Annotated in this window: 15 protein-coding genes and 1 tRNA gene; 10 read left to right on the forward strand and 6 right to left on the reverse strand. The window is 72.7% G+C overall.

All coding sequences use genetic code 11. From position 1 onward, the window contains the following. Nucleotides 1-65 precede the first annotated feature (65 nt). Complete coding sequence (locus tag QE359_RS09090) at nucleotides 66-938, forward strand: PHP domain-containing protein (protein ID WP_083403228.1); 873 nt, start codon at nucleotides 66-68, stop codon at nucleotides 936-938. Between the two features lie 82 nt (nucleotides 939-1,020). Here the strand turns inward: QE359_RS09090 and QE359_RS09095 are convergent, their stop codons facing one another. Continuing rightward, nucleotides 1,021-2,535 (reverse strand): DEAD/DEAH box helicase, encoded by a 1,515-nt coding sequence (locus QE359_RS09095; protein WP_309778915.1) that lies wholly within the window; start codon nucleotides 2,533-2,535, stop codon nucleotides 1,021-1,023. Between the two features lie 311 nt (nucleotides 2,536-2,846). Here QE359_RS09095 and QE359_RS09100 point away from each other — a divergent pair, with 311 nt between their 5' ends. Then, on the forward strand, nucleotides 2,847-3,335 hold the full coding sequence (locus tag QE359_RS09100; protein WP_309778916.1) for a ferritin-like fold-containing protein: 489 nt from the start codon (nucleotides 2,847-2,849) through the stop codon (nucleotides 3,333-3,335). Between the two features lie 11 nt (nucleotides 3,336-3,346). On the opposite strand, the gene QE359_RS09105 is transcribed toward QE359_RS09100, so the two are convergent. Beyond that, nucleotides 3,347-3,643: a hypothetical protein gene (locus QE359_RS09105; RefSeq protein ID WP_070416685.1), complete on the reverse strand. Its 297-nt coding sequence runs from the start codon at nucleotides 3,641-3,643 to the stop codon at nucleotides 3,347-3,349. Between the two features lies 1 nt (nucleotide 3,644). Continuing rightward, entirely contained in the window at nucleotides 3,645-3,869 is a 225-nt protein-coding gene (locus tag QE359_RS09110; protein ID WP_070419176.1) for a DUF3107 domain-containing protein, read from the reverse strand. Between the two features lie 84 nt (nucleotides 3,870-3,953). Between QE359_RS09110 and QE359_RS09115 the strand changes: the two genes are divergently transcribed. Both QE359_RS09115 and QE359_RS09120 read left to right on the forward strand, forming a co-directional pair. After that, nucleotides 3,954-7,109 (forward strand): PD-(D/E)XK nuclease family protein, encoded by a 3,156-nt coding sequence (locus tag QE359_RS09115; protein ID WP_309778917.1) that lies wholly within the window; start codon nucleotides 3,954-3,956, stop codon nucleotides 7,107-7,109. After that, entirely contained in the window at nucleotides 7,106-10,378 is a 3,273-nt protein-coding gene (locus tag QE359_RS09120) for an ATP-dependent DNA helicase (RefSeq protein WP_309778918.1), read from the forward strand. The genes QE359_RS09115 and QE359_RS09120 overlap by 4 nt, the downstream gene beginning before the upstream one ends. A 207-nt stretch (nucleotides 10,379-10,585) precedes the next feature. Here the strand turns inward: QE359_RS09120 and QE359_RS09125 are convergent, their stop codons facing one another. Continuing rightward, nucleotides 10,586-11,584 (reverse strand): phosphotransferase, encoded by a 999-nt coding sequence (locus QE359_RS09125; protein WP_070416684.1) that lies wholly within the window; start codon nucleotides 11,582-11,584, stop codon nucleotides 10,586-10,588. Between the two features lie 108 nt (nucleotides 11,585-11,692). On the opposite strand from QE359_RS09125, the gene nudC reads away from it, so the two are divergent. Then, complete coding sequence (gene nudC, locus QE359_RS09130; RefSeq protein ID WP_309778919.1) at nucleotides 11,693-12,628, forward strand: NAD(+) diphosphatase; 936 nt, start codon at nucleotides 11,693-11,695, stop codon at nucleotides 12,626-12,628. Beyond that, nucleotides 12,625-14,388 (forward strand): ATP-dependent helicase, encoded by a 1,764-nt coding sequence (locus QE359_RS09135; RefSeq protein ID WP_309778920.1) that lies wholly within the window; start codon nucleotides 12,625-12,627, stop codon nucleotides 14,386-14,388. Before nudC ends, QE359_RS09135 begins: the two co-directional genes overlap by 4 nt. On the opposite strand, the gene QE359_RS09140 is transcribed toward QE359_RS09135, so the two are convergent. Together QE359_RS09140 and QE359_RS09145 are read right to left on the reverse strand one after the other, a co-directional pair. Continuing rightward, nucleotides 14,279-15,136 (reverse strand): hypothetical protein, encoded by an 858-nt coding sequence (locus QE359_RS09140; protein WP_309778921.1) that lies wholly within the window; start codon nucleotides 15,134-15,136, stop codon nucleotides 14,279-14,281. The two genes, QE359_RS09135 and QE359_RS09140, sit on opposite strands and share 110 nt — an antisense overlap. A gap of 59 nt (nucleotides 15,137-15,195) precedes the next feature. Continuing rightward, nucleotides 15,196-16,572, reverse strand: coding sequence for a zinc-dependent metalloprotease (locus QE359_RS09145; RefSeq protein WP_070416680.1), 1,377 nt, complete (start codon nucleotides 16,570-16,572; stop codon nucleotides 15,196-15,198). A gap of 106 nt (nucleotides 16,573-16,678) precedes the next feature. Between QE359_RS09145 and QE359_RS09150 the strand changes: the two genes are divergently transcribed. The 4 genes from QE359_RS09150 to QE359_RS09165 all read left to right on the forward strand — a co-directional run bounded on the left by QE359_RS09150 (nucleotide 16,679) and on the right by QE359_RS09165 (nucleotide 22,231). Continuing rightward, on the forward strand, nucleotides 16,679-17,788 hold the full coding sequence (locus tag QE359_RS09150; protein WP_229085201.1) for a PDZ domain-containing protein: 1,110 nt from the start codon (nucleotides 16,679-16,681) through the stop codon (nucleotides 17,786-17,788). 240 nt (nucleotides 17,789-18,028) lie between these two features. Beyond that, a complete protein-coding gene (locus QE359_RS09155; RefSeq protein ID WP_309778922.1) occupies nucleotides 18,029-21,028 on the forward strand; it encodes a UPF0182 family protein in 3,000 nt (999 codons plus the stop codon). A gap of 64 nt (nucleotides 21,029-21,092) precedes the next feature. Then, nucleotides 21,093-21,169 (forward strand) — tRNA-Met (locus QE359_RS09160). 246 nt (nucleotides 21,170-21,415) lie between these two features. Beyond that, nucleotides 21,416-22,231 (forward strand): carbon-nitrogen hydrolase family protein, encoded by an 816-nt coding sequence (locus QE359_RS09165; protein ID WP_309778923.1) that lies wholly within the window; start codon nucleotides 21,416-21,418, stop codon nucleotides 22,229-22,231. Nucleotides 22,232-22,748 lie beyond the last annotated feature (517 nt).

Here is a 22,748-nt window from a genome sequence, read left to right on the forward strand (position 1 = left end):
CATCATCGCACCGCCCGTCGCTCCGCGGCCTGTGCGCCCGCTCACCTGTGGATAGCATTGTCGACGTGCCCGATCCGTTCATCGACCTGCACGCGCACTCGAGCGTCTCCGACGGCACCGAGCGACCCGCGGACCTCGTCCGGGCGGCAGCAGCCGCCGGACTGGACGCCGTCGCGCTGACGGACCACGACACGACCGCGGGGTGGGACGAGGCCACGGCGACCGTCCGCGACCTGCCGGTCACGCTCCTCCCGGGTCTCGAACTGAGCACCCGCGTCGGCTACCGCAGCGTGCACGTGCTCGGCTACCTGGTCGACCCCGCCGACCCGGCGCTCGTCGCCGAGACCGAACGGATCCGCGACGGACGCCTCGCGCGGGCCCGCCGGATGGTCGACCGCATCGGCCGCGACCACCCGATCACCTGGGACGACGTGCTCGCGCAGTCCCGCGACGGGGCCACGATCGGCCGCCCGCACATCGCCGACGCCCTCGTCGCCCGCGGGCTCGAGGCCGACCGCAGCGCGGCGTTCCGGGGGATCCTGCACCCGGCGTCCGGGTACTACGAGCCGCACGAGGCGCCGTCCCCGCTCCGGGGCGTCGAGCTCATCCGACAGGCCGGCGGCGTCCCCGTCATCGCCCATCCCGCCGCGTCGTCGCGGGGGATCGTGATCGACGAGCCGATGCTCCGCGAACTGGTCGAGGCCGGGCTCGGCGGGCTCGAGGTCGACCACCGCGAGAACCTCGCGCACGGCAAGCGCACCCTGCTCGACTGGGCGACGCGGTACGGCCTGTTCGTCACCGGGTCGAGCGACTACCACGGCACGGGCAAGCCGAACCGGCTGGGCGAGCACCGCACGGCGTTGGCGGCGTTCGACGCCATCCGCTCCGAGGCGACCGGCAGCGCGCCCGTCGTCGGCGCGGGCTCCCGCCTGGCCTGACCAGCGCGGCCGATCCGGCGGGTGGGGACGACGAAGGGCCCGTCGCCTCAGCGACGGACCCTTCGGTGACGGCCTGGAGGCGCTACTCGCCGTCCGACGACCCCTGCGGCGCCGAGGCGGTCGCCTCGGACGAGCCGCTGCCGCTCCCGCGGCGGCGACGCCGACGACGACGCTTCGCGGCGCCGTCCGTCGAACCGTCGGCCGGTGCGCCCTCGCCACCACCGGACCGGGCCGGGGACTCGGCGTCCGCAGGCTGCGAGGCGGACCGTGCCGCGCCTCCCGAGCCGTTGCCGGAACCGGATGCCGGACCCGAGCCGGACCGCGTCCGGGTGCGGGGCGGACGCGAGCCGCTGCGCGGACGGTCGCCCGACTGCTTCTCGGCGGGGCCGCCGGCCGATGCCGCGTGCGCCGAAGCGCCGGGCAGACGGCCCTTGGTGCCGGCCGGGATGTCGAGTTCCTCGAACAGGTGCGGCGACGACGAGTAGGTCTCGACGGGCTCGGGGATGCCGAACTCGAGCGCCTTGTCGATCAGCGTCCACTTGTGCAGGTCGTCCCAGTCGACGAACGTGACCGCGATGCCGGTCTTGCCCGCACGACCGGTGCGCCCGGCACGGTGCAGGTAGGTGTCCGGGTCGTCCGGGATGGTGTGGTTGATCACGTGCGTGACGTCGTCCACGTCGATGCCGCGGGCCGCGACGTCGGTGGCGATCAGCACGTCGCGCTTGCCGGCCTTGAAGGCGGCCATGGCACGCTCGCGCTGCTCCTGGTTGAGGTCGCCGTGCACCGCTGCGGCGTTGAACCCGCGGTCCTTGAGCTCCTCGACGAGCTTCGCGGCGGCACGCTTCGTGCGGGTGAAGATCACGGTCTTGCCGCGCCCCTCGGCCTGCAGGATGCGGGCGATGACCTCGTCCTTATCGAGCGAGTGCGCGCGGTAGATGAGGTGCTTGATGTTCGCCTGCATCAGACCCTCGTCGGGGTCGGTCGCGCGGATGTGCACCGGGCGGCTCATGAAGCGGCGGGCGAGCGCCACGATCGGCGCGGGCATCGTCGCCGAGAACAGCATCGTGTGCCGCACCTCGGGGATGGCCTGGAAGATGCGCTCGATGTCCGACAGGAACCCGAGGTCGAGCATGCGGTCAGCCTCGTCGAGGACGACCTCCTGCACGTGCGACAGGTCGAGCAGGCGCTGGCGCTGCAGGTCGATCAGGCGCCCGGGGGTGCCGACGACGATCTGGGCGCCGGCCTTGAGCTGCTCGATCTGCCCCTCGTACGCCTTGCCGCCGTAGATCGCCGCGATGGTCGTCGGGCGGTTCGAGGTGGCGAGCTCGAGGTCCTCGGTCACCTGGACCGCGAGTTCGCGGGTCGGCACGACGACGAGGGCCTTGACGCCGGGCGCCGGGTCGGCTCCGAGGCGCTGGATGAGGGGGAGGCCGAAGCCGAAGGTCTTGCCCGTACCCGTCTTGGCCTGGCCGATGATGTCCTGGCCGGTGAGGGCGAGCGGGATCGTCTGCTGCTGGATCGGGAAGGGCTCGAGGATGCCCTTCGTCGCGAGCGCGTCGACGATGTCCTGCTCGATGGAGAGGTCTGCGAAAGTCAAAGAATCACCTTAGTTCTGGTGGAAGTCCCGACCAGTCTACCGGCGGGTCGGGCTCGGTTCTCCAGGCCCCTATGCTGGAGCCGTGGTGTCGTGGTGGAACCGGAAGCGCGCGGCGGAGCTCGCGTCCGCGTGGCTCGCGTCGCGGAACCCGCGGAACGCCTCGCCCGTGGAACGTCTGCAGCTCGACGACGTCAGCCCCGAGCTGGACGTCTACCTGGGCCAGGCGGCGTACCTCGAACTCTCGCTCTACGAGACGATGGGCCGCGCCGGGGGCCGGTGCGCCGACCCTGTCCGGACGACTCGTCACCGGCGTGCTCGCCACGACGGCACTCGAGCGGCACCGCGCCATCGTCGCCGAGATCGAACGGACCGGCGGTGACCCGGCTGCGCTGATGGCGCCCCACCGCGAGGCGATCGACCTGTTCCTCGAGCGCACGAGCGGCGCGGACTGGTACGAGTCGATGCTCACGGGCTACGTCACCGCCGGCATCCTCAACGACCTGTTCGGCTCGTTGCTCCGGTCGCTCCCGGCCGAGGTCCGGCAGCGCCTGAAGACCGTGTTCGACGCGCGTGAGGAAGCCGCGGTCGTCGAGGAGCTCACCGAACGCATCGCCGAGGACCCGCAGGTCGGGTCGCGACTGGCGATGTGGGGACGGCGGCTCGTCGGGGACACGTTGCTCGTGGCCCGGTCGGCGCTCGCGTCGCACGCGCGTGAGGACCAGGAACGGCTCGAGCCGGTCTGGACCGAGCTCATCGCTGCGCACACGCGGCGCATGGACGCGCTCGGCCTGACGGCCTGACGGCCCCCGGGTCAGGCGCCGGAGGCCTTGACGCGCTCGTAGTACGCCGCGTCGGCAGCCGTACGGCGCTTGCCGAGGACCCACTCCGCGACGAGGGCGACCACACCGGCACCGACCAGGGCGACGACCCAGATCCAGGTCGCGTCGTACTGCCAGCCGGCCCAGGTCAGGGCCTCCCACAGCACCGCGGCGACGATACCGCCGACCGCGGGGCCGAGCAGGGAGCCACGGCTCGAGCGCCACGGCAGGACCACGTGCGCGACGGCCCCGAGGATCAGCCCGCCGAGGACCGCGAAGAGCAGCTCCACGTCAGGCGACGAAACCGATGCGACGGGACTCCTCCGCGCCGACCTCGACGTAGGCGAGGGACGCGACGGGGACGATGAACCGACGGCCCTTGTCGTCCTGCAGCGAGAGGTGCGTCGCCTTGTCGTCGAGCGCGGCCGCGACGGCCTTCTCGATCTCGTCGGCGGTCTGGGCGGTCTCGAACGCGATCTCGCGCGGGCTGTTGGTGATGCCGATCTTGATGTCCACGAGCACAGCGTATCCGAGCGGCCCCGACGGCCATCGGGCGTTCGCCGCAGGCGCACTGTCGGTCGCTGCGGTTACCGTACGAGGGTGCCCCAGACGACGCTCACGCCCGCACCCGAGGCCACGGGCGTCGCGCGGGCGTTGGCGTCCGACCCGTCGCAGGCCGCCGTGCTCGCGCTGCCGGACGGCCGGCACGCCGCGGTCATCGGCGCACCGGGCACCGGCAAGACGACCACGCTGTCGCGGCTGGTGGCAGCACGGCTCACGCGCGACGACGCGATCTCGCCCGACGGTCACGCCACCGTCCTCGCCCTGACGAGCGCCCGCACGGCCGCCACCGCGCTCCGCGACCGACTCGCCGCCTCGGTCGACCGGGTGATGCCGGGTGCACTCGCACGGACGGTGAACTCGCTGGCCTTCCAGCTCGTCGCGCACGCCGCGGCCGTCCAGGGCCTCGAGACCCCGACCCTGCTGACCGGTGGCGAGCAGGACCGCATCATCGCCGACCTGCTCGACGGGCACGAGACCGACGGCACCGGTCCGGACTGGCCGGCACCGATCACCGCCGTCGTCCGCGAACGCGCCGGCTTCCGCACCGCGCTGCGCGACGTCATGATGCGGGCGGTCGCCGCGGGCGTGGAGCCCGAGGACATGCGCGAACTCGGGGACGACACCGGGCGTCCGGAGTGGCGGGCCGTCGGGGACTTCGTCGACGAGTACCGCGCCGCCGTGACCTCGTTCCGCGCCACCAGCCTCGACGCCGCCGAACTCGTCGCCTACGCCACGGCCGCCGTCCTGCGGGGGCAGGTCCCGGCGAGCGTCGCCGCGCTGCGCCTCGTCGTGGTCGACGACACGCAGGAGCTCGTCGAGGGGGAGATCGCGCTGCTCGGGGCGCTCGCCCGTTCCGGCGTGCAGATCGTCGCCTTCGGTGACCCCGACATCGCCGCGTCGGCGTTCCGCGGGGCCGAGCCCGACGTGCTCGGCCGCCTGGCCTCCCGGCTCGGTGTGGACCGCGTCGACGAGCTGGTCCTCGGCACGGTGCACCGGCACGCGGCACCCGTCCGCGCGCTCGTCTCCGGCATCACGGCGCGCATCGGTGCCGCCGCGGCCGGACGGCAGCGCACCGCCGTGGCGACCACGGCGGACGCCCGACCCGACGCCGTCGTGCACCTCGAGGGCGCGAGCCGTGCGGCGCTCGTCGTCGCGATCGCCCGGCGGCTCCGCGAACACCGGTTGCTCGACGGCGTGCCGTGGCACCGGATGGCCGTCGTCACCCGCAGCGGTGCCGCGATCCCCGAGCTCGTCCGTGCGCTCTCCGTGGCCGAGGTCCCCGCGACCGCCGGGGCCGCACCCGTCCGACCCCGCGACGACACCGCGGCGCGGTCCCTGCTCGACGCCGCGGCCGTCGCGCTCGGAGTCCTCCCGCTCGACCCGGTGCTCGCCACGTCCTTCGCGACCGGGCCGCTCGGCGGGCTCGACACCCTGGCGATGCGGCGGCTCCGCCTCGCGCTGCGGCGGGAGGAACTCGCCGGTGGCGGTACCCGCACGGCCGACGAACTCCTCGTGGACGCACTCGGCGCGCCCGAGCGCCTGGCGACCGTCGACGCCGGGTTCGCCCGACGCGCGACGCGGCTCGCGCGGAGCCTGGTGCAGGCGCACCACGACGCCGAGTCCGGTGCGAGCATCGAGGAGATCCTCTGGGGCCTCTGGGAACGGAGCGGGCTCGCCGGCGCCTGGGGCGGCCAGTCGGCTGCCGGCGGGGTCGGCGCGGCCGAGGCCGACCGGCACCTCGACGCCGTGGTCGGGCTGTTCACCGCGGCGAAGCGGTTCGTCGAGCGGACGCCGGACGCCCCCGCGCGGGTGTTCGTCGACGACCTGCTCGGCGCCGACCTGCCCGAGGACTCGATCGGGCCCGACCGCACCGCCGGCCGGGTCCGCGTGCTCACCCCCTCGGCCACGATCGGGCTCGAGTGCGACGTCGTCGTGGTGCTCGGGCTGCAGGACGGCGTCTGGCCGAACACCCGGGTACGGGGCAGCCTGCTCGACCCCGACGGCCTGGTCCGTGCCGCCGCGGGGATCGACCACGAGACGATCGACGACCGCGCCGCCGTGATCGCCGACGAACTCCGCCTGTTCGCCCGTGCGGTGTCCCGCGCCACCACCCAGGTGATCATCGGGACGGTGGCGAACGACGACGAGGCGCCCTCGCCGTTCGTCCGCCTCGTGCCCGTGCCGCCCGACCGGCAGCCGACCGTGCACCCGCTGTCCCTGCGCGGCCTCGCCGGATCGCTCCGTCGGCGCGTGGTGGCCTCGGGCGACCACGAGGCCGCGTCCGCCCTCGCGCGCCTGGCCGAGGCCGAGGTCCCCGGCGCCGCTCCGGACGACTGGTACGGGCTCGCCGAGCCCTCGACCGACGACCCCCTCGTCGACCTCGACGCCGAGCCGGCACCCGAGCACGAGGGCGGCGAGCCCGTGCCCCCGACCGTGTCGGTCTCGCCCTCCCGCATCGGCACCTTCGAGGAGTGCCCCGTGCACTGGTTCGTGCAGACCTTCGGCGGCAGCGCCCCGAGCCCCGCGATGGGCATCGGGACGATCGTGCACGAGACCATGGAGCACGCCACCGCCGTCGACGTGGAGTCCCTGTGGCAGCACGTCGAGGGCCGGTGGGACGAGCTGACGTTCGAGTCGCCGTGGATCGCCGATCGCGAACGCGCCCGCACCCGTCGCATGATCGAGGGACTCAGCGACTACCTCCGCACCTTCGCGAGTGCCGGACGCCGACTGCTCGGGGCCGAGACCTCGTTCGCGCTCGTCACCGGGCCGGCACGGATGCGCGGCAGCATCGACCGGATCGAGGTCGACCCGGACGGCCGGGTCAGCGTCGTCGACCTCAAGACCGGGCGCTCGATGCCGAGTGAGAAGAACGACATGCCCGAACACCCCCAGCTCGGCGCGTACCAGCTCGCGGTCGAGGACGGCGCGGTCGAGGGGGTCCCCGCCGGCTCGGCGATGGCCGATGCCCGGCTGGTGTTCGTGCAGAACGCCCGCAGTGGCCGTGCCTACTCCGAGCGGACGCAGCAGGCGTTCGACGACGACGCGCGTGAGGCATACCGCCAGCGGCTGCACACCGTGGCGACGGGCATGGCCGGACGGACCTTCCTCGCGAACGTCGACGACCACTGCCAGAAGGCCCGGACCGGCGTCGAGTGCCGGATCCACGTCGTGGGCGAGGTGACCTGGTGAACGAGGAACAGCTGCTCGGCCCCGACGGCGCCCGCACCGCCTACCCCGACCGCGTCGAGCCGCCCCGGCACGACGCCGACGCGATCGCCGACGCCCTCGGACGCCCGCGCCCCACGGCGCAGCAGCGCGCCGTCATCGAGTCTCCGCTCACCCCGGCGCTCGTCGTCGCGGGAGCCGGCAGCGGGAAGACCGAGACGATGGCGTCGCGGGTCGTCTGGCTGCTCGCGAACGGGATGGTCCGCCCCGACGGCATCCTCGGCCTGACCTTCACCCGCAAGGCCGCCGGCGAGCTGTCGGTCCGCATCAACGACCGCATCCGCGCGCTCGAGGACGTCGGGCTGCTCGAGGCCGGTGACGCGTTCGAGGCGCCGACGGTGTCGACCTACAACGCGTTCGCCAACTCGGTCTTCCGCGAGAACGCGCTGCTCGTCGGCCGCGACGGCGAGTCCCAGGTGCTCACCGAACCGTCCGCCTGGCAGCTCGCGCGCCGGGTCGTCGTCGCGGCGCGGGACGACCGGCTGGCCGGGCTCGACCGCGACGTCGACACCGTGACCGCTGCGGTCGTCTCGCTCGCCGGCGCGGTGTCCGAGCACCTCGTCGAACCGGAGCGGTTGCGTCGGTTCGCGATCGAGTTCGCCGAGCTGCTCCAGCTGCCGGGGAACGCCCGCGGTGGCGCGTACAAGGCGATCACCGACGCCGTCGCCGCGATCGGTGCCCTCGAACCCCTCGTCGACCTGGTGGAGGAGTTCCGTCGGCAGAAGGTGGACCGCGGGTTCGTGGAGTTCTCCGACCAGATCGCGCTCGCCCTCGCCGCGGCCGAGTCGGCACCGCGCGTCGTCACCGACCTGCGGCAGCGGTACGGCGTGGTGCTCCTCGACGAGTACCAGGACACCTCGGTCGTGCAGACGCGGTTCCTCGCCCGGCTCTTCCGCGGGCACCCGGTGATGGCGGTCGGCGACCCCCACCAGTCGATCTACGGGTTCCGCGGGGCGAGTGCCGCCAACCTCGCTCGATTCCCGCGCGACTTCGGCGGAACGTCCGACGACGGCGCCGACGCCGCACGCCCCGTCACCTTCGCGCTCTCCACCAGCTGGCGGAACCCGGTCGACGTCCTCGCCGGCGCCAACGCCGTCGTCGCGCCCCTGTCCGAGGCGTCCGAGGTCGACGTCGAGCGCCTCGTCCCCCGACCCGGTGCGGACGCCGGAACGGTCCACGCCGTGTTCCCGGAGACCCTCCCGGACGAGGCCGCCGCCGTGGCGGAGTGGTTCGCCGCGCGCCGCGCCTCTGACCCGACGGGGTCGATGGCGCTCCTGCTGCGCTCGCGGAAGGACCTCGCCGCGTTCACCGCCGCCCTCGGCGACCGTCGCGTGCCGTTCCACGTGCTCGGCACCGGCGGACTCCTGCAGAGGCCGGAGATCGTCGACCTCGTCGCGTGCCTCCGCGTGCTGCACGACCCCGGCGCCGGCAACGACCTCATCCGGCTGCTCGCCGGTGCCCGGTGGCGGATCGGCGCCGCGGACATCGCCGCCCTCCACGCCCTGGCCCGCTGGCTGTTCGGCCGCGACCACACCCAGCAGCGACTCGACGACGACGTCACCGCAGCGTTCCGGGCATCGGTCGCCGCGGGCGAGCACGGCTCGATCGTCGACGCCCTCGACTTCGTCGCCACCGCCCCGGACGACCACGGCGCGCTCGCCGACATCAGCGAGACCGGACGCCTCCGGATGCGCGAACTCGGCCGCCAGCTCCAGGCGCTCCGGTCCCGGGCCAGTGGCGACCTCGTCGACTTCGTCACGCTCGTCGTGCAGGAGATGCGGCTCGACATCGAGGTCGCCGCGCACGAGCAGGGGAGCGGGGCGTTCCTCGACGCCTTCATCGACGAGCTCGCGGGCTTCGTGACCACGGACGACCGGGCCGACCTCGGTGCGTTCCTCGGCTGGATCGACGCCGCTGCCCGTCGCGACGACATGGGTCCCCGCTCCGAGGAGCCCGAGGCCGGCACCGTGCAGATCCTGACGATCCACGGGTCGAAGGGCCTCGAGTGGGACGCCGTAGCGGTTCCCCGACTGGTCGAGGGTGCGCTCCCGGCCCGCCCGCTGGAGGGCTCTTCCGGGTGGATCGGCTTCGGCCGGCTGCCGTACGAGTTCCGGGGCGACGCCGACGAGCTGCCGCGACTGCACTGGCGCGGGCACGACACGCAGAAGGACGTCACGCTCGCGATCGACGCCTACAAGGAACAGGTGAAGGCCCGCAACGAGGACGAGGAGCGCCGCCTCACCTACGTCGCGCTCACCCGGGCGAAGCACGACCTGCTCGTCTCCGGCTCGTTCTGGGCTGGCGGGGTCCGACCCACCGAACCGAGTCGGTACCTGCGGGACCTCGTCGACGCCGGTGTCGTGGACGCCGCCGCCGTCCCCGAGACGACCGAGCACGAGGAGAACCCCCTCGGTGACGCCGGGGCCACGCAGTCCTGGCCGCACGTGCCGTTCGGGCAGCGCGCCGCCCGGGTGGTCGCCGCCGCCGACCGCGTGCGGAACGCCAACCCCGGGGCGGCCGGTCGGTTCAGCGCCGACATCGACCTGCTGCTCGCGGAGCGCGCCGCGAACCGGTCGGCCCGGCACCGGGTGGTCGTCCCGCACCGCGTCCCGGCGTCCGGGTTCAAGGACTACCTGGCCGAACCGGACGCCGTGGCCGAGCGGCTGCGGCGCCCGATGCCGGAGCGGCCGTACCGCGCCACCCGCCTCGGCACGCTCTTCCACCAGTGGGTCGAGCAGCGTGCCCGCAGCGGCGGTTCGCTCGAGACGCTCGACGCCTGGCCGGACGAACTCGACCTCGACCCGGACGACGTGGTCGACGCCTCGGCGGACGTCGCGGTCACCGACGACGACGCCCGTCGGCTCGCCGACTTCCAGGCGACCTTCGCCCGGTCACGGTGGGCGGAGCTGACACCGATCGAGGTCGAACGGGAGATCCACATCCCGTTCCTCGGCCACAGCGTCGTCTGCAAGCTCGATGCGGTCTACGAGATCGACGGCCGGGCCGAGGTCGTCGACTGGAAGACCGGCAAGGCCCCGTCGGGCGACGACGACCTGGCGAAGCGGCAGTTGCAGCTCGCCCTGTACCGGGTCGCCTACGCGGAGTTCACCGGGCGCCCGATCGACGAGGTCGACGCGGTGTTCTACTTCGTGGCCGACGACCTCGAGGTCCGGCCGCGCGAACTCCTCGACCGCGCCGGACTCGAGCGCGCCTGGCGGGACGCGATCGGCTGACGCCGGCCCGCCGCGCTGACGCCGGCCCGCACGTCGAACCACGAATCCGACGTCGAACCACGCGCGGACGCTGGTTCGATGTCGGAACCGTGGTTCGATCCGGACCGGTGGCGCGGCGGACCGCCGGCGACGGGGCGGAGGCGAGCCGCGCCTCCAGGGCCGACGCGCGTCAGCCTCGCTGACGCGCGTCAGCCGCGCCGAAGCGCGTCAGCCGTGCCGACGCTCGGTCGACGACAGCAGCTGCTCGACCTCGCCGATCTCCATCGTCTCCGGCGAGACCGACTGCAGCGGTGCCGCGCTCGGCGTCTGGACCGCGTCCACCAGCCGGTGCATCATCGCGACCGCGTCGTCGACGACCTCGGTGCTCTTCACCTGCACGCCGTGCAGCAGCCACTGCGCGGTCTCGAGCTCGTGGTGCACCCGCGCGCGCTGCGCGAGCTGCCGGTCCCGGCCGCCGCCGTTCGCCTCGTACGCGCTGAGGACGGTGTCGAACGCGTCCTTGCGGCCGGCGAGCACCCACGCGAGGTCCTTCGCCGGGTCGCCGAGCCGCAGCTCGCCCCAGTCGATGACGCCGGAGACGTCGTCGCCGGAGACCAGGATCGTCTCGGTGCCGAGCGACCCGTGCACGACGGTGGGCGTGAACTGCCAGAGCTGCTGGTCGCGCGCCGCGCCCTCCCACCGCTCCTTGAGCGCCGCCGGGACGAGCTTCGTGGCGACCGCGCGGTCCATCACGGAGACGGCGGAGCGCAGGACCTCGAACGGGGTGAGGGACGGCAGACCGGCGTCGGTGACGAAGCTCGTCGGCAGCTGGTGGATCGCGGCGATCGCCCGGCCGACGCTGGTCGCGAGCTCCGGTCGTTCGACGAGGGCCTGCAGCTTCGGGTGCGTCCCGGGCAGGTACGAGGTGACGATGGCGCGGGTCGAGCCGATCGGCGCCTGTCCGCGGTACTCGGCGACGCCGAACGGGAGGCGCGTGCGGATCCCGGCGCTCAGCGCCCGGATCGCGACGAGGTCGGCGGACTGCCGGGCCTCGGCTCGCTGGTTGCGTGGGCGGCGGATCGCGGACCAGGCGCCGTCGGCGTCGCGGAGGACGGCCGACTCGTAGTCCCCGGACGCGGCCGAGCCGAGCGTGCGCGTGCCCGTGACGACGAGGCCTGAGACGGCCGTGGTCGCCAACGCGGCTAGAGTGAACTGGGATCCCGCCATGCCCCTCAGGGTAGGTCCGCAGCCGGTGGTCGAGCGTGCGCCACGCTGGCCCGCGGCAGCCCGGGCTCCCGCACCGCCGACCCGATCCGACCCGAGGAGCCCCCTGCCGTGACCGTCGAGTTCGCCGCGAGGCTGCCCCTCTCCCGCAACGACCTCGACCGCGACGCGGAGTTCCGCACGACGGACGACCTCGACCGGGTGCTGCGGGACGACCCGTCGACGCGGTACCTGCCCGTCCGCGGCTCCGAGATGCTGCGGAACGCCGACGGCACCCTCCGTTTCGTCTCCGCCGATGCCGTGCCGGTGGACGCGGTGACGCTGTACCTCGGTCGCGCCGTGTCCGACGCCCCCGATGCGCCCGCCGGCACCCGGTTCGTCGCCGCGTTCCTCGACGCCGAGACCGCCGCCCGGATCGAACCGGCCGACGACGCGTGGGAGAGCCTGCGGATGTTCGGGACCGAGCTGTCGCCGCGCGACCAGGGCCTCGCGGTCGAGGCCGTGGCGATGGCGAACTGGCACGCCGTGCACGGCTTCTCGCCCCGCACCGGGTCCGCGACCGACGTGGTCACCGGTGGCTGGGTGCGCCGCGATCCCGAGGGACACGAGCACTTCCCGCGCACCGACGCGGCGATCATCGTCGGGGTCACCGACGCCGACGACCGGATCCTGCTCGGGTCGAACGCGGCGTGGGATGCGGACCGGTACTCGCTGCTCGCGGGCTTCGTCGAGCCGGGGGAGTCGCTCGAGGACGCCGTCCGGCGCGAGGTCTGGGAGGAGTCCGGCGTCCGCGTCGAGGAACCCGAGTACCTCGGCTCGCAGCCGTGGCCGTTCCCGGCGTCGCTCATGCTCGGCTTCCGCGCCCGTGCGGTGGACGGGGACCCGACGACGGCTCGGCCGGACGGCGTGGAGATCCTCGACGTCCGGTGGTTCTCGCGCGACGAGATCCGGGAGCGTGCGGGCGACACCCTGCTGCTGCCGGGCAGGACGTCGATCGCCCGCGCCATCATCGAAGAGTGGTACGGCGGGCCGCTGGACCTGCCGTGAGCAGCGCCGCCGCCGGGGCCGGGGCCGAGCCGCTCCGACCGCCGTCGCCGGACGAGCTCCTCGCCGCGCTCGACGCCGAACAGCGCACCGTCGCCCGGACCCTGCTCGGTCCCGTGGCGGTCCTCGCCGGTGCCGGCACCGGCAAGACCCGCGCCATCACGCACCGCATCGCGTACGGCGTCGCGACCGGCACCTACGCGCCGAACCACGTCCTCGCCCTGACCTTCACCACCCGGGCGGCCGGCGAACTGCGGTCGCGGCTGCGCTCCCTCGGTGCGGGCACGGTCCAGGCGCGCACGTTCCACGCCGCGGCGATGGCGCAGCTCAGCTACTTCTGGCCGGACACCGTCGGCGGCCACGCCCCGAAGATCGTCGAGTCCAAGGGGCGGATGATCGCGCACGCGGCGGACACGGTCGGCCTGCGGGTGGACACCCCGACGCTCCGCGACCTGGCCGGCGAGGTCGAGTGGCGGAAGGTCCAGATGCTCTCGTACGACGAGTACGAGGCCGCGGCGGCCGAACGGGTCATGCCGCGCGACACCGCGCCGCGCCGGGTCCTCGACCTCATGCGCGCGTACGAGCAGCTCAAGGACGACCGGCGGCAGCTCGACTTCGAGGACGTCCTGCTCGCGACGCTCGGCATGGTGGAGTCCGAGCCCAGGGTGGCGTCGTACGTCCGGCAGCAGTACCGGTTCTTCGTCGTGGACGAGTACCAGGACGTCTCGCCCGTGCAGCACGACCTGCTGCGCGCGTGGCTCGGCGGCCGGGACGACGTCTGCGTCGTCGGCGACGCCAGCCAGACGATCTACTCGTTCGCGGGGGCGTCGAGTCGCTACCTGCTCGGCTTCGGCTCGGAATTCCCCCGCGGATCCGTGCTGCGGCTCGAGCGGAACTACCGCTCCACGCGCGAGGTGGTGCACGCCGCGAACGCGCTCATGCGCGGGCAACCGGGCGCCCTCGACCTCGTCGCGCAGCACACCGAGCCCGGACCACGGCCCGAGGTGCTCGCGTGCGTGCACGACGGCGACGAGGCGCAGACGGTCGCCCGGACCATCGCGTCGCTGGTCGCCGACCCGGCCTCGGGCGCGTCCTACGGGGACGTCGCGGTGCTCTACCGCCTCGGCGCCCAGGCCGCCGCGGTCGAGTCGGCGCTCGGACGCGCGGGCATCCCGTACCGGGTCCAGGGCGGCACGCGCTTCTTCGACCGCCCCGAGGTCAAGCTCGCGGTGCACCACATGCGGGGCGAGGCCGTCCGGCAGACCGACGACGAGCTCACCCGGCGGGTCGGCCTCGTGCTGCAGGTGAGCGGGTGGACGCCGACGCCACCGGAGGGCACCGGCGCTGTGCGCGAGCAGTGGGAAGCGCTGCAGGCGATCATGGGCCTCGCCGAGGACGCTCCCGCCGGCACGACGATGCAGCAGTTCACGCAGGACCTGGTGGACCGTGCCGCGACGCACCACGAGCCGGAGCTGGACGCCGTGACCCTCGCCACGCTGCACTCGTCCAAGGGCCTGGAGTGGCCGCACGTCGTGGTGATCGGTGCGGCCGAGGGGCTACTCCCGATCTCGTACGCCACGACCGACGCCGAGGTCGACGAGGAACGCCGGCTCTTCTACGTCGGGCTGACCCGTGCCCGCCGGTCGGTGACGGTCACGTGGTCGCGACAGGGTTCCACGCGTGGGGGAGCCCGGGTGGCGAGTCGGTTCCTGGCAGCGCTCGGCACGAACAGCGCGGATGGAACGTCACTGGGAGCCGACTGACCGACAGGTCGTCGCGCTCGAAGACCAGCTGGTCCGGACCGGGGTGCTGGGTGCGGGACGGCAGCCGTTCGAGGAGCATCCGGGTCGCAGCCGCCGCAACCGCCGCGATCCGGTAGGGCGAGAGCGGTGCCGCGGGGCGGCCCCACACCTGCGCCGCGATGGCCGGCCAGCACGGGTCGTCGTCGACGTGCGCGTACTCGACGCACTGGAGGCACGGCCCGGCACCCGGGACGACGAACGGCCCGAGGCGCACGCGTCCGTCCCCGACGACGACCGGCAGGTGGGCGGTGCCCCGCCGGGTCCAGGCAGCGCGGACCGCCGGGTCGACGACGTGGTCGGCCACCACCACGGCGAGCTGGGGATCCGGGTCGGGGACGGTCACCGGTCCACCACGCGGCGCGGTCGTGCGCGCGACCGTGACGCCCTCGCCCGAGAGCAGTTCGGCGACCGCGTCCGGCAGGGCGCCGGTGCCGTGCACCTCGACCCGGGCCAGCGGTTCCGGCAGGACGTCGACGACCGCGGGCGAGGCGTCCCCGAGCACGCGCGCGGCGAGACCGGGCGGACACCCGCTCGCCGCGGCGACCCCGGAGAGGGCATCACGGCCGGTCTCGCGGCGGAGTGCACAGAGGAACCGTTCCTCGGCCGTGCTCGGGACCGGCACGACGGCGCGGGGAGGATCGACCCCGAGCTGGACGGTGGTCGGGTCGCGCCAGACGAACTCGAGGGTCGGATCGATGCGGATGCCCATGCCCCCACGCTGGCGGACCAGGCGCCCGCGCGGGGCAGGGACAGCGGATCTGTGGAGAACTACTTCGGAGCGTCGCCCTCGTCGACGTTGCCGGACTCGTCCTCGCGCGGACGGTCACCGGTGGCGTCGTTGAGCAGGTCCTCGAGCGCCTTGTCGAACTCGTCGTCCTCGGCGGAGCGGCCGGGGTTGCGCAGCCGGGCCACGAAGGCGTCCGGCGCGTCGATGTCGTCCGAGGTCGGGACCGCGTCGAAGTGCGACCAGAGCGCGTCGCGCTGCTCGGTGCCGAGCTCGTCGGTGACCCGCTGCCACATCGCCGCTGCTTCGCGGAGGCGGCGGGGGCGGAGTTCGAGGCCGACGAGGGTCGCGAACGCCGACTCGGCCGGACCACCGGCGGCACGACGACGTCGGACCATCTCGGCGATCGCGCCGGACTTCGGCAGACGCTCGGTGGCGGCGGCGGTCACGGTGTCGACCCAGCCCTCGACGAGCGCGAGCATCGTCTCGAGGCGGGCGAGGGCGGCCTCCTGCTCCTCGGTGCGCGGCGGGATGAGGGCACCGGACGCGAGGGCGTCCCGGAGCTGTTCCTGGTTCGTCGGGTCGATCTCGGACGCGAGCTCCTCGACGCGGTCGAACGGGATGTGGATGCCCCGCGCGTAGTCGGTGATCGACGAGATGATGTGCAGGCGGAGCCAGCGGGCCGAACGGAACAGCCGTGCGTGCGCGAGTTCCCGGACGGCCAGGTAGATGCGGACCTCGTCCTCGGGGACGTCGAGTCCCTCGGCGAACTCGGCCACGTTCTGCGGCAGGAGTGCGGCGACCTGCTCGTCGAGGAGCGGCACGCCGACGTCGCCGCCGGACACGACCTCCTTCGAGAGCTGCCCGACGACCTGGCCGAGCTGGATCGCGAACAGTGCGCCGCCGACGCCGCGCATCGCCTTCGAGACGTCGCCGAGCATCGCCTTGAGCTGCTCGGGGGCACGCTGCTCGATCGCCTCGGTCAGGGCGTTCGAGATGCTCAGCGCCACGGGTTCGGCGATCTGCGCCCACACCGGCGTCGTCGCCTTCGCCCACTGCTCGCGCGTGTAGAGGCTCGGCGTCGCGGTGAGCTCGGCGACCGAGGTGGCCTCGTCCAGCCAGAGCGCCGCGACCTGGAACGCCTGGTCGGCCGCCTGCGAGGTCGCGGGGTCGACCGGGTGGCCGCCCTCACGGGCGATCGCGGTGGCGCGCTCGGACGCGACGGAGAAGTCGATGCCGTCACCGCCCGACTGCGCGGCACGCTGCAGCTGGCTCATCAGGTTCGCGACGAAGGCCGGGTCGTTCGGCAGTCCGGCGGCACCGGCGAGCTGCGACGGGTCGATCTGGCCCTCGCCGGAGAGGAGCTTCCGGAGCATCTCCTGGAAGTCGTCGTCCGGCCCCGGCTGCGGTTCATCAGGCATGACGACTACGCTAATCGCTGCTCACGGGGCCGCGCCTGGGACGCCCCCGTGGGAACGCCCGAACCGCTGCGCCGAGGGCGAACAGCCCCCGTGGAAGGACGTTCTCGTGACCCTCTTCGCCGCCGAGCCCCGTCGTCGTCCCCGTTCCCGGACCGTCGGCTGGGCGTTCGTGATCGGTGCCGTCGTCCTCGGGCTCCTCGCCAGCCTGCTGCCGAGCCCCTACCTGATCGAGGTCCCCGGCCCGGTGTACAACACCATCGGGACCCAGGAGCAGGGCACGGGCAAGGACGCGAAGCAGGTCAAGCTCATCCAGGTCGACGGCCACCCGACCTACCCCACCGCCGGTGCACTCGACATGCTCACCGTCGGCATCCAGGGCGACGCCACGAACCGCCCCTCGTGGACGAGCGTCATCCGGGCGCTGTTCACGAAGTCCGAGGCGGTCATCCCGGCGTCCGCGATCTACCCCGAGGGCGTCACCACCGACCAGGTCAACCAGCAGGACACCGCCGACATGCAGCAGTCGCAGCAGTCCGCCGTGGCCGCGGCCCTCATCCAGCAGGGGTACGAGCTGCCCACCGACCTCGAGGTCGGCACGGTCCAGAAGGGCTCCGCGGCCGACGGCGTCATCGAGAAGGGCGACGTCATCCGCTCCTTCGACGGGACCTCGCTCACCGAGAACGCCGACGCGACCTCGCTCCGTGAGCTGGTCGCGAAGCACGGCACCTCGGGTCCGGCGACGGTCGTCGTCGAACGCGACGGCGCCGAGAAGACGGTCGAGCTCACGCCGCGGAGCGAGCAGGGCACGGCCCTGATCGGCGTGGGCGTGACCGAGCAGTACGACTTCCCGTTCCGCGTCTCCATCGAGCTCCAGGACGTCGGCGGCCCGTCGGCCGGGATGATGTTCGCCCTCGGGATCATCGACGAGATCACGCCGGGCAAGCTCAACGGCGGCAAGCACGTCGCCGGCACCGGCACGATCACCGCCGACGGCGAGGTCGGCGCGATCGGCGGGATCCGGCAGAAGCTGTACGGCGCGAAGGACGCCGGCGCGACCGTCTTCCTCGCCCCGGCCGACAACTGCGGCGAGGTCGTCGGCCACGTCCCGGACGGACTCGACGTCTACAAGGTCGCCACGCTCGACCAGGCGGTCACCGACCTGCAGACGATCGCCTCCGGGAAGAGCACCGCGAAGCTCGCGCGCTGCACGTCGTAGACCTGGCCGCGCGCTCCAGGCGACGTCCGCGGTCGTCGCGATCCGTGCCTCCCGAACCGTGTTCCAGGAGGCGCGACTCACCATCCTGAGTCTCCGTACAGTTTCAGGGGTGCTCGCGCCACATAGGATCGATGCACTGACGGCCCGCCGCGCCGGGCCCGCCGGTTCGACACGTCTGGAGCACATCAAGTGACGACAACCTCGTCCACCTCGGGGCGGCGTTCGCCGCGGGTCCCGATCGTGGTCACGATCATCGTGCTGGCCGCACTGGTGATCGCCTTCTTCATCTTCGCGAGCCTGTACACCGACTACGCGTGGTTCGCGCAGCTCGGCTTCCAGCAGGTCCTGACCACGCGGTGGATCGCCGGGACCCTGATGTTCCTCGCCGGGTTCCTCGGGATGGCGGTGCCCGTCTACGCGAGCATCGCGATCGCGTTCCGGTTCCGGCCGGTCTACGCGAAGCTCAACTCGCAGCTCGACCGCTACCAGCAGGTGATCGAGCCGCTGCGCCGTGCCGTCATGATCGGGATCCCGGTCGTGCTCGGCATCTTCGCCGGGCTGTCGACCGCCGGCCGGTGGAGCATGGTGCTCGAGTACTTCAACCGGACGCCGTTCGGCAAGACCGACCCGCAGTTCGGGCTCGACATCGGTTTCTACGTGTTCGAACTGCCGTTCTGGCGCGCGATCGTGGCGTACTCGTCCGCCGTGGTGCTCATCGCCGGGCTGGCCGCGCTCGCCGCGTGCTACCTGTACGGCGCGATGCGCTTCGGCGGCCGCGAGGTCCGGATCTCGAAGGCCGCGCGCATCCAGCTCGCGATCACCGCCGCCGTCTACGTCGCGCTGCAGGCCGTGAGCCTCTGGCTCGACCAGTACGCCGCGCTGACGAAGTCGAACTCGCTCATCACCGGTGCGCAGTACACCGAGGTGAACGCCGTCATCCCGGGTCGCGAGATCATGGCGGGTATCGCCGCGATCGTGGCGATCCTCTTCATCGTGACCGCGGTCATCGGCCGCTGGCGCATCTCGATCGTCGGCACCGGGCTGCTGCTCGTCGCGGCGATCGTCATCGGCGGCATCTACCCCTGGATCGTCCAGCGCCTGCAGGTCAAGCCCTCGGAGCGGACGTTCGAGTCCGCGTACATCGAGCGGAACATCAAGGCGACCCGTGACGCCTACGGTGTCGCGGGCGTCCAGGAGCAGAACTACGACGCAACGACCGAGGCGAGCTCCGGCGCCCTCGCGCAGGACGCCCAGACGACGGCGAACATCCGCCTGATCGACCCGAAGATCGTCTCGGACACCTTCAGCCAGCTGCAGCAGTACCGGCAGTACTACCAGTTCCCGAAGGAGCTCGACGTCGACCGTTACGACGTCAAGGGCGAGACCGAGGACACCGTGATCGCGGTGCGCGACATCGACCTCGACGGCCTCAGCGCGCAGGCGAACACCCCGTACAACCGTGCCTTCGTCTACACGCACGGCTACGGCGTGACGGCGGCGTACGGCAACCAGCGCGCCAGCGACGGCAAGCCGGTGTTCCTCGAGTCGGGGATCCCGTCCAACGGTGCCCTCGGCGACTTCCAGCAGCGCGTGTACTTCGGTGAGACCTCGCCGGCGTACTCGATCGTCGGTGCGCCGAAGGGCTCGAAGAACGTCGAGCTCGACTACCCGTCCGGCTCGGACGAGAACGACGACAGCGGCGGCAACGCCACGACGACGTACGCCGGCGACGGCGGCCCGAGCATCGGCAACTTCTTCAACCGGCTCGTCTACGCCGCGAAGTTCCAGTCCGAGCAGATCCTGCTGTCGAACGCCGTGAACCAGGACTCGCAGATCCTCTACGACCGCGACCCGATCACGCGCGTGCAGAAGGTCGCGCCGTACCTGACCCTCGACAACGACGCGTACCCGGCGATCGTCGACCACCGCATCCAGTGGGTCGTCGACGGCTACACGACGAGCGACGCGTACCCGTACTCGCAGAGCCAGAGCCTCTCCGACACGATCGCGGGTGCTGAGAGCTCGGCGTACCGGACCGACCAGGTCAACTACATCCGGAACTCGGTGAAGGCCACGGTCGACGCGTACACGGGCAAGGTGACGCTCTACGCCTGGGACACCAAGGACCCGGTGCTCAAGACGTGGCAGAAGATCTTCCCGACGGCGACGAAGCCCGTGTCGAGCATGAGCGCGGAGCTGCTCGACCACGTGCGGTACCCGACCGACCTGTTCAAGGTGCAGCGGTCGATCCTCGGCACCTACCACGTCACGAACGCGAACTCGTTCTACTCGGGTGACGACGCCTGGAACGTGCCGCAGGAACCGACCTCGGGGACGAACGACACCGACACCTCGGACGCATCGACCACGACCAACTCGGGCACGAACGCGCTCGGGGCGACCACCACGACGACGGCCAAGGGCAACCTGCAGGACCCGTACTACCTCACGATGAAGGTGCCGGGGCAGGGGACCGCGTACACGCTGTACACGACCTACATCCCGCAGCAGTCGGCCGGGGCGAACAACCGGAACGTGCTGACCGGGTACCTCGCCGTGGACTCCGATGCCGGAGGCGCGGGGAAGGGCAAGAAGGGGTCCGGCTACGGCAAGCTCACGCTGTTGACGATGCCGAAGACGGACAACATCCCCGGGCCCGGACAGGTGCAGAGCCTCTTCAACGGAGACTCGACCGTCTCGCAGGAGCTGAACATCCTCAAGCGCGGGAACTCGACCGTGAAGCAGGGCAACCTGCTCACGCTCCCGGTGGGTGGCGGCTTCCTCTACGTGCAGCCCGTGTACGTGCAGTCGACGTCGAGCGGCTCGTACCCGCTGCTGCAGAAGGTGCTCGTGGCGTTCGGCGACAAGATCGCGTTCGAGGACACCCTCGACGAGGCGCTCAACAGCCTCTTCGGTGGCGACTCGGGTGCGTCGGCCGGTGACTCGGGTGCATCGGGTGGCTCGAGCGACTCGGGTGCGTCGTCGGGTTCGGACTCCGGTTCGGGCTCTGACTCCGGTTCGGGTTCGTCGGACTCCGGTTCGTCGTCGGGCTCCGGTTCGTCGTCGGGCTCGGGCACGGTCGACAACGCGGCGCTGCAGAAGGCCCTGAACGACGCCAAGCAGGCGCTGCAGGACCGTCAGGACGCCTACGCGGAGAACGACCTGGTCGCCGCCGCCGAGGCTGACCAGCGACTGCAGGACGCGATCCAGGCCGCCACCGAGGCCGAGGGTTCGAACTAGACACACCGTGGCGGGGCACTCGATTTGTGCCCCGCCACGGCCCCGTGTAGGCTGTTCAACGTGCCGCGGGGTGGAGCAGTTCGGTAGCTCGCTGGGCTCATAACCCAGAGGTCGTAGGTTCAAATCCTGCCCCCGCAACCAAGCGTCACAGAGAAGGCCCCGGTCCAATCGGACCGGGGCCTTCTTCGCGTGCGCGTGCTGGCCGGCGTGTGCGGTGCTGGCCGGCGTGTGCGTGTGCGGTGCTGGCCGGCGTGTGCGTGTGCGGTGCCGGTGGGCGCGTGTGCGGGTGGGCGGCGCCGAGTCTCGGCCGGGCGGACAGTTTCGCGCCCGCACTGCGCGAGGAACGTCCGCGGAGCCGAGTCTCGGGCCGCCCGGTACGCTCGGCGGATGGGCACCCTCACCGTCGCCGCGGCGCAGTTCGCACCCGTGGACGACCCCGTCGCGAACCTCGAGACCGTCCGCGGCGCGGCAGTCGACGCCGCCGCCCGACACGCCGACCTCCTCGTCACGCCGGAGTACACCTCGTACTTCACCGCCGAGATCGACGACCGGTTCGTGGCCGCCGCCCAACCGTTGGGCGGTCCGTTCGTCACCGGTCTGCAGGCCGTCGCCCGCGAGGTCGGCATCGCCCTCATCGTCGGCGTCGCCGAAGCCGCTGACGTCCCGGACCGCTTCCGGAACACCCTCGTCGCGGTCCTGCCCGACGGGTCTATCGCTGCGACGTACCGGAAGGTGCACCTCTACGACGCGTTCGGCTCGAAGGAGTCGGACCACATCGAGTCCGGCGACCCCGAACAGCTGCCGGTGTTCGAGCTCGGCGGGCTGCGCGTCGGCCTCGAGACCTGCTACGACCTGCGGTTCCCCGAGGTCACCCGGCGCCTGGCCGCACCCGAACACGGCGCCGCCGACGTCGTGGTCCTGCCCGCCGAGTGGGTCCGTGGCCCCGGCAAGGAGCACCACTGGAGGACGCTGCTCACCGCCCGTGCCATCGAGAACACCGTGTGGGTGGTCGGGGTGGGACAGACGCCGCCGGTCGGCATCGGAGGCTCGGTCGTCCTCGACCCCTCGGGCGTCGCGGTCGCCGCTGCCGGGGCGGTCCCGGGGATGCTCGTCGCGGGGATCGACACCGCCATGACGGACGCCGTGCGCCGCACGAATCCGTCGCTGGCGCTCCGCCGCTACGAGGTCACGCCCCGCCCCTGACCCGCCCGGCGGGGCGCGGGGGAGGCGTACGTGTGTGCGCCCCGCCGAGCGGGCGAAATGCGTTGCTCTGGAGGCACGAGCGGATCCCATTCCGCCCACTCGCATTGGCGCTGGTGCCGAGCGGGCGAAATGCGCCGCTCGGCAGGCGCGGGCACTGTTCCGCCCGGTCGCGGTTGGGCGCGGTGGCGCTGTTGCCGAGCGGGCGAAATGCGCCGTTCGCCAGGCGTGGGCGGGCGCTGTTTCACCCGCTCGCGGGGGCGCGGTGGCGCTCGTGCCGAGCGGGCGAAACGCGTGGGCCTGGAGGCGCGAGCGGAGTCGATTCCGCCCGCTCGCCGTGGCGCGCGGTGGCGCTGGTGCCGAGCGGGCGAAACGCGTGGGCGCGGAAGCGCGAGCGGATCCGATCCCGCCCGCTCGCGGCGGGACGCGGTGGCGCTCGTGCCGAGCGGGCGAAATGCGTGGGCCTGGAGGCGCGGGCCGGGTTGATACCGCCCACTCGCGGTGGCGGGCGGGTCCGGTC

This window comes from Curtobacterium sp. SORGH_AS_0776, assembly GCF_031453355.1.
GTDB lineage: Bacteria > Actinomycetota > Actinomycetes > Actinomycetales > Microbacteriaceae > Curtobacterium.

Excerpts from the sequence above, each read along its gene's own strand:
- QE359_RS09145 (WP_070416680.1), bottom strand. The coding sequence starts at position 16,572 with ATGCCTGATGAACCGCAGCCGGGGCCGGACGACGACTTCCAGGAGATG.
- QE359_RS09140 (WP_309778921.1), bottom strand. The coding sequence starts at position 15,136 with ATGGGCATCCGCATCGATCCGACCCTCGAGTTCGTCTGGCGCGACCCG.
- QE359_RS09165 (WP_309778923.1), top strand. The coding sequence starts at position 21,416 with ATGGGCACCCTCACCGTCGCCGCGGCGCAGTTCGCACCCGTGGACGAC.
- QE359_RS09125 (WP_070416684.1), bottom strand. The coding sequence starts at position 11,584 with ATGGCGGGATCCCAGTTCACTCTAGCCGCGTTGGCGACCACGGCCGTC.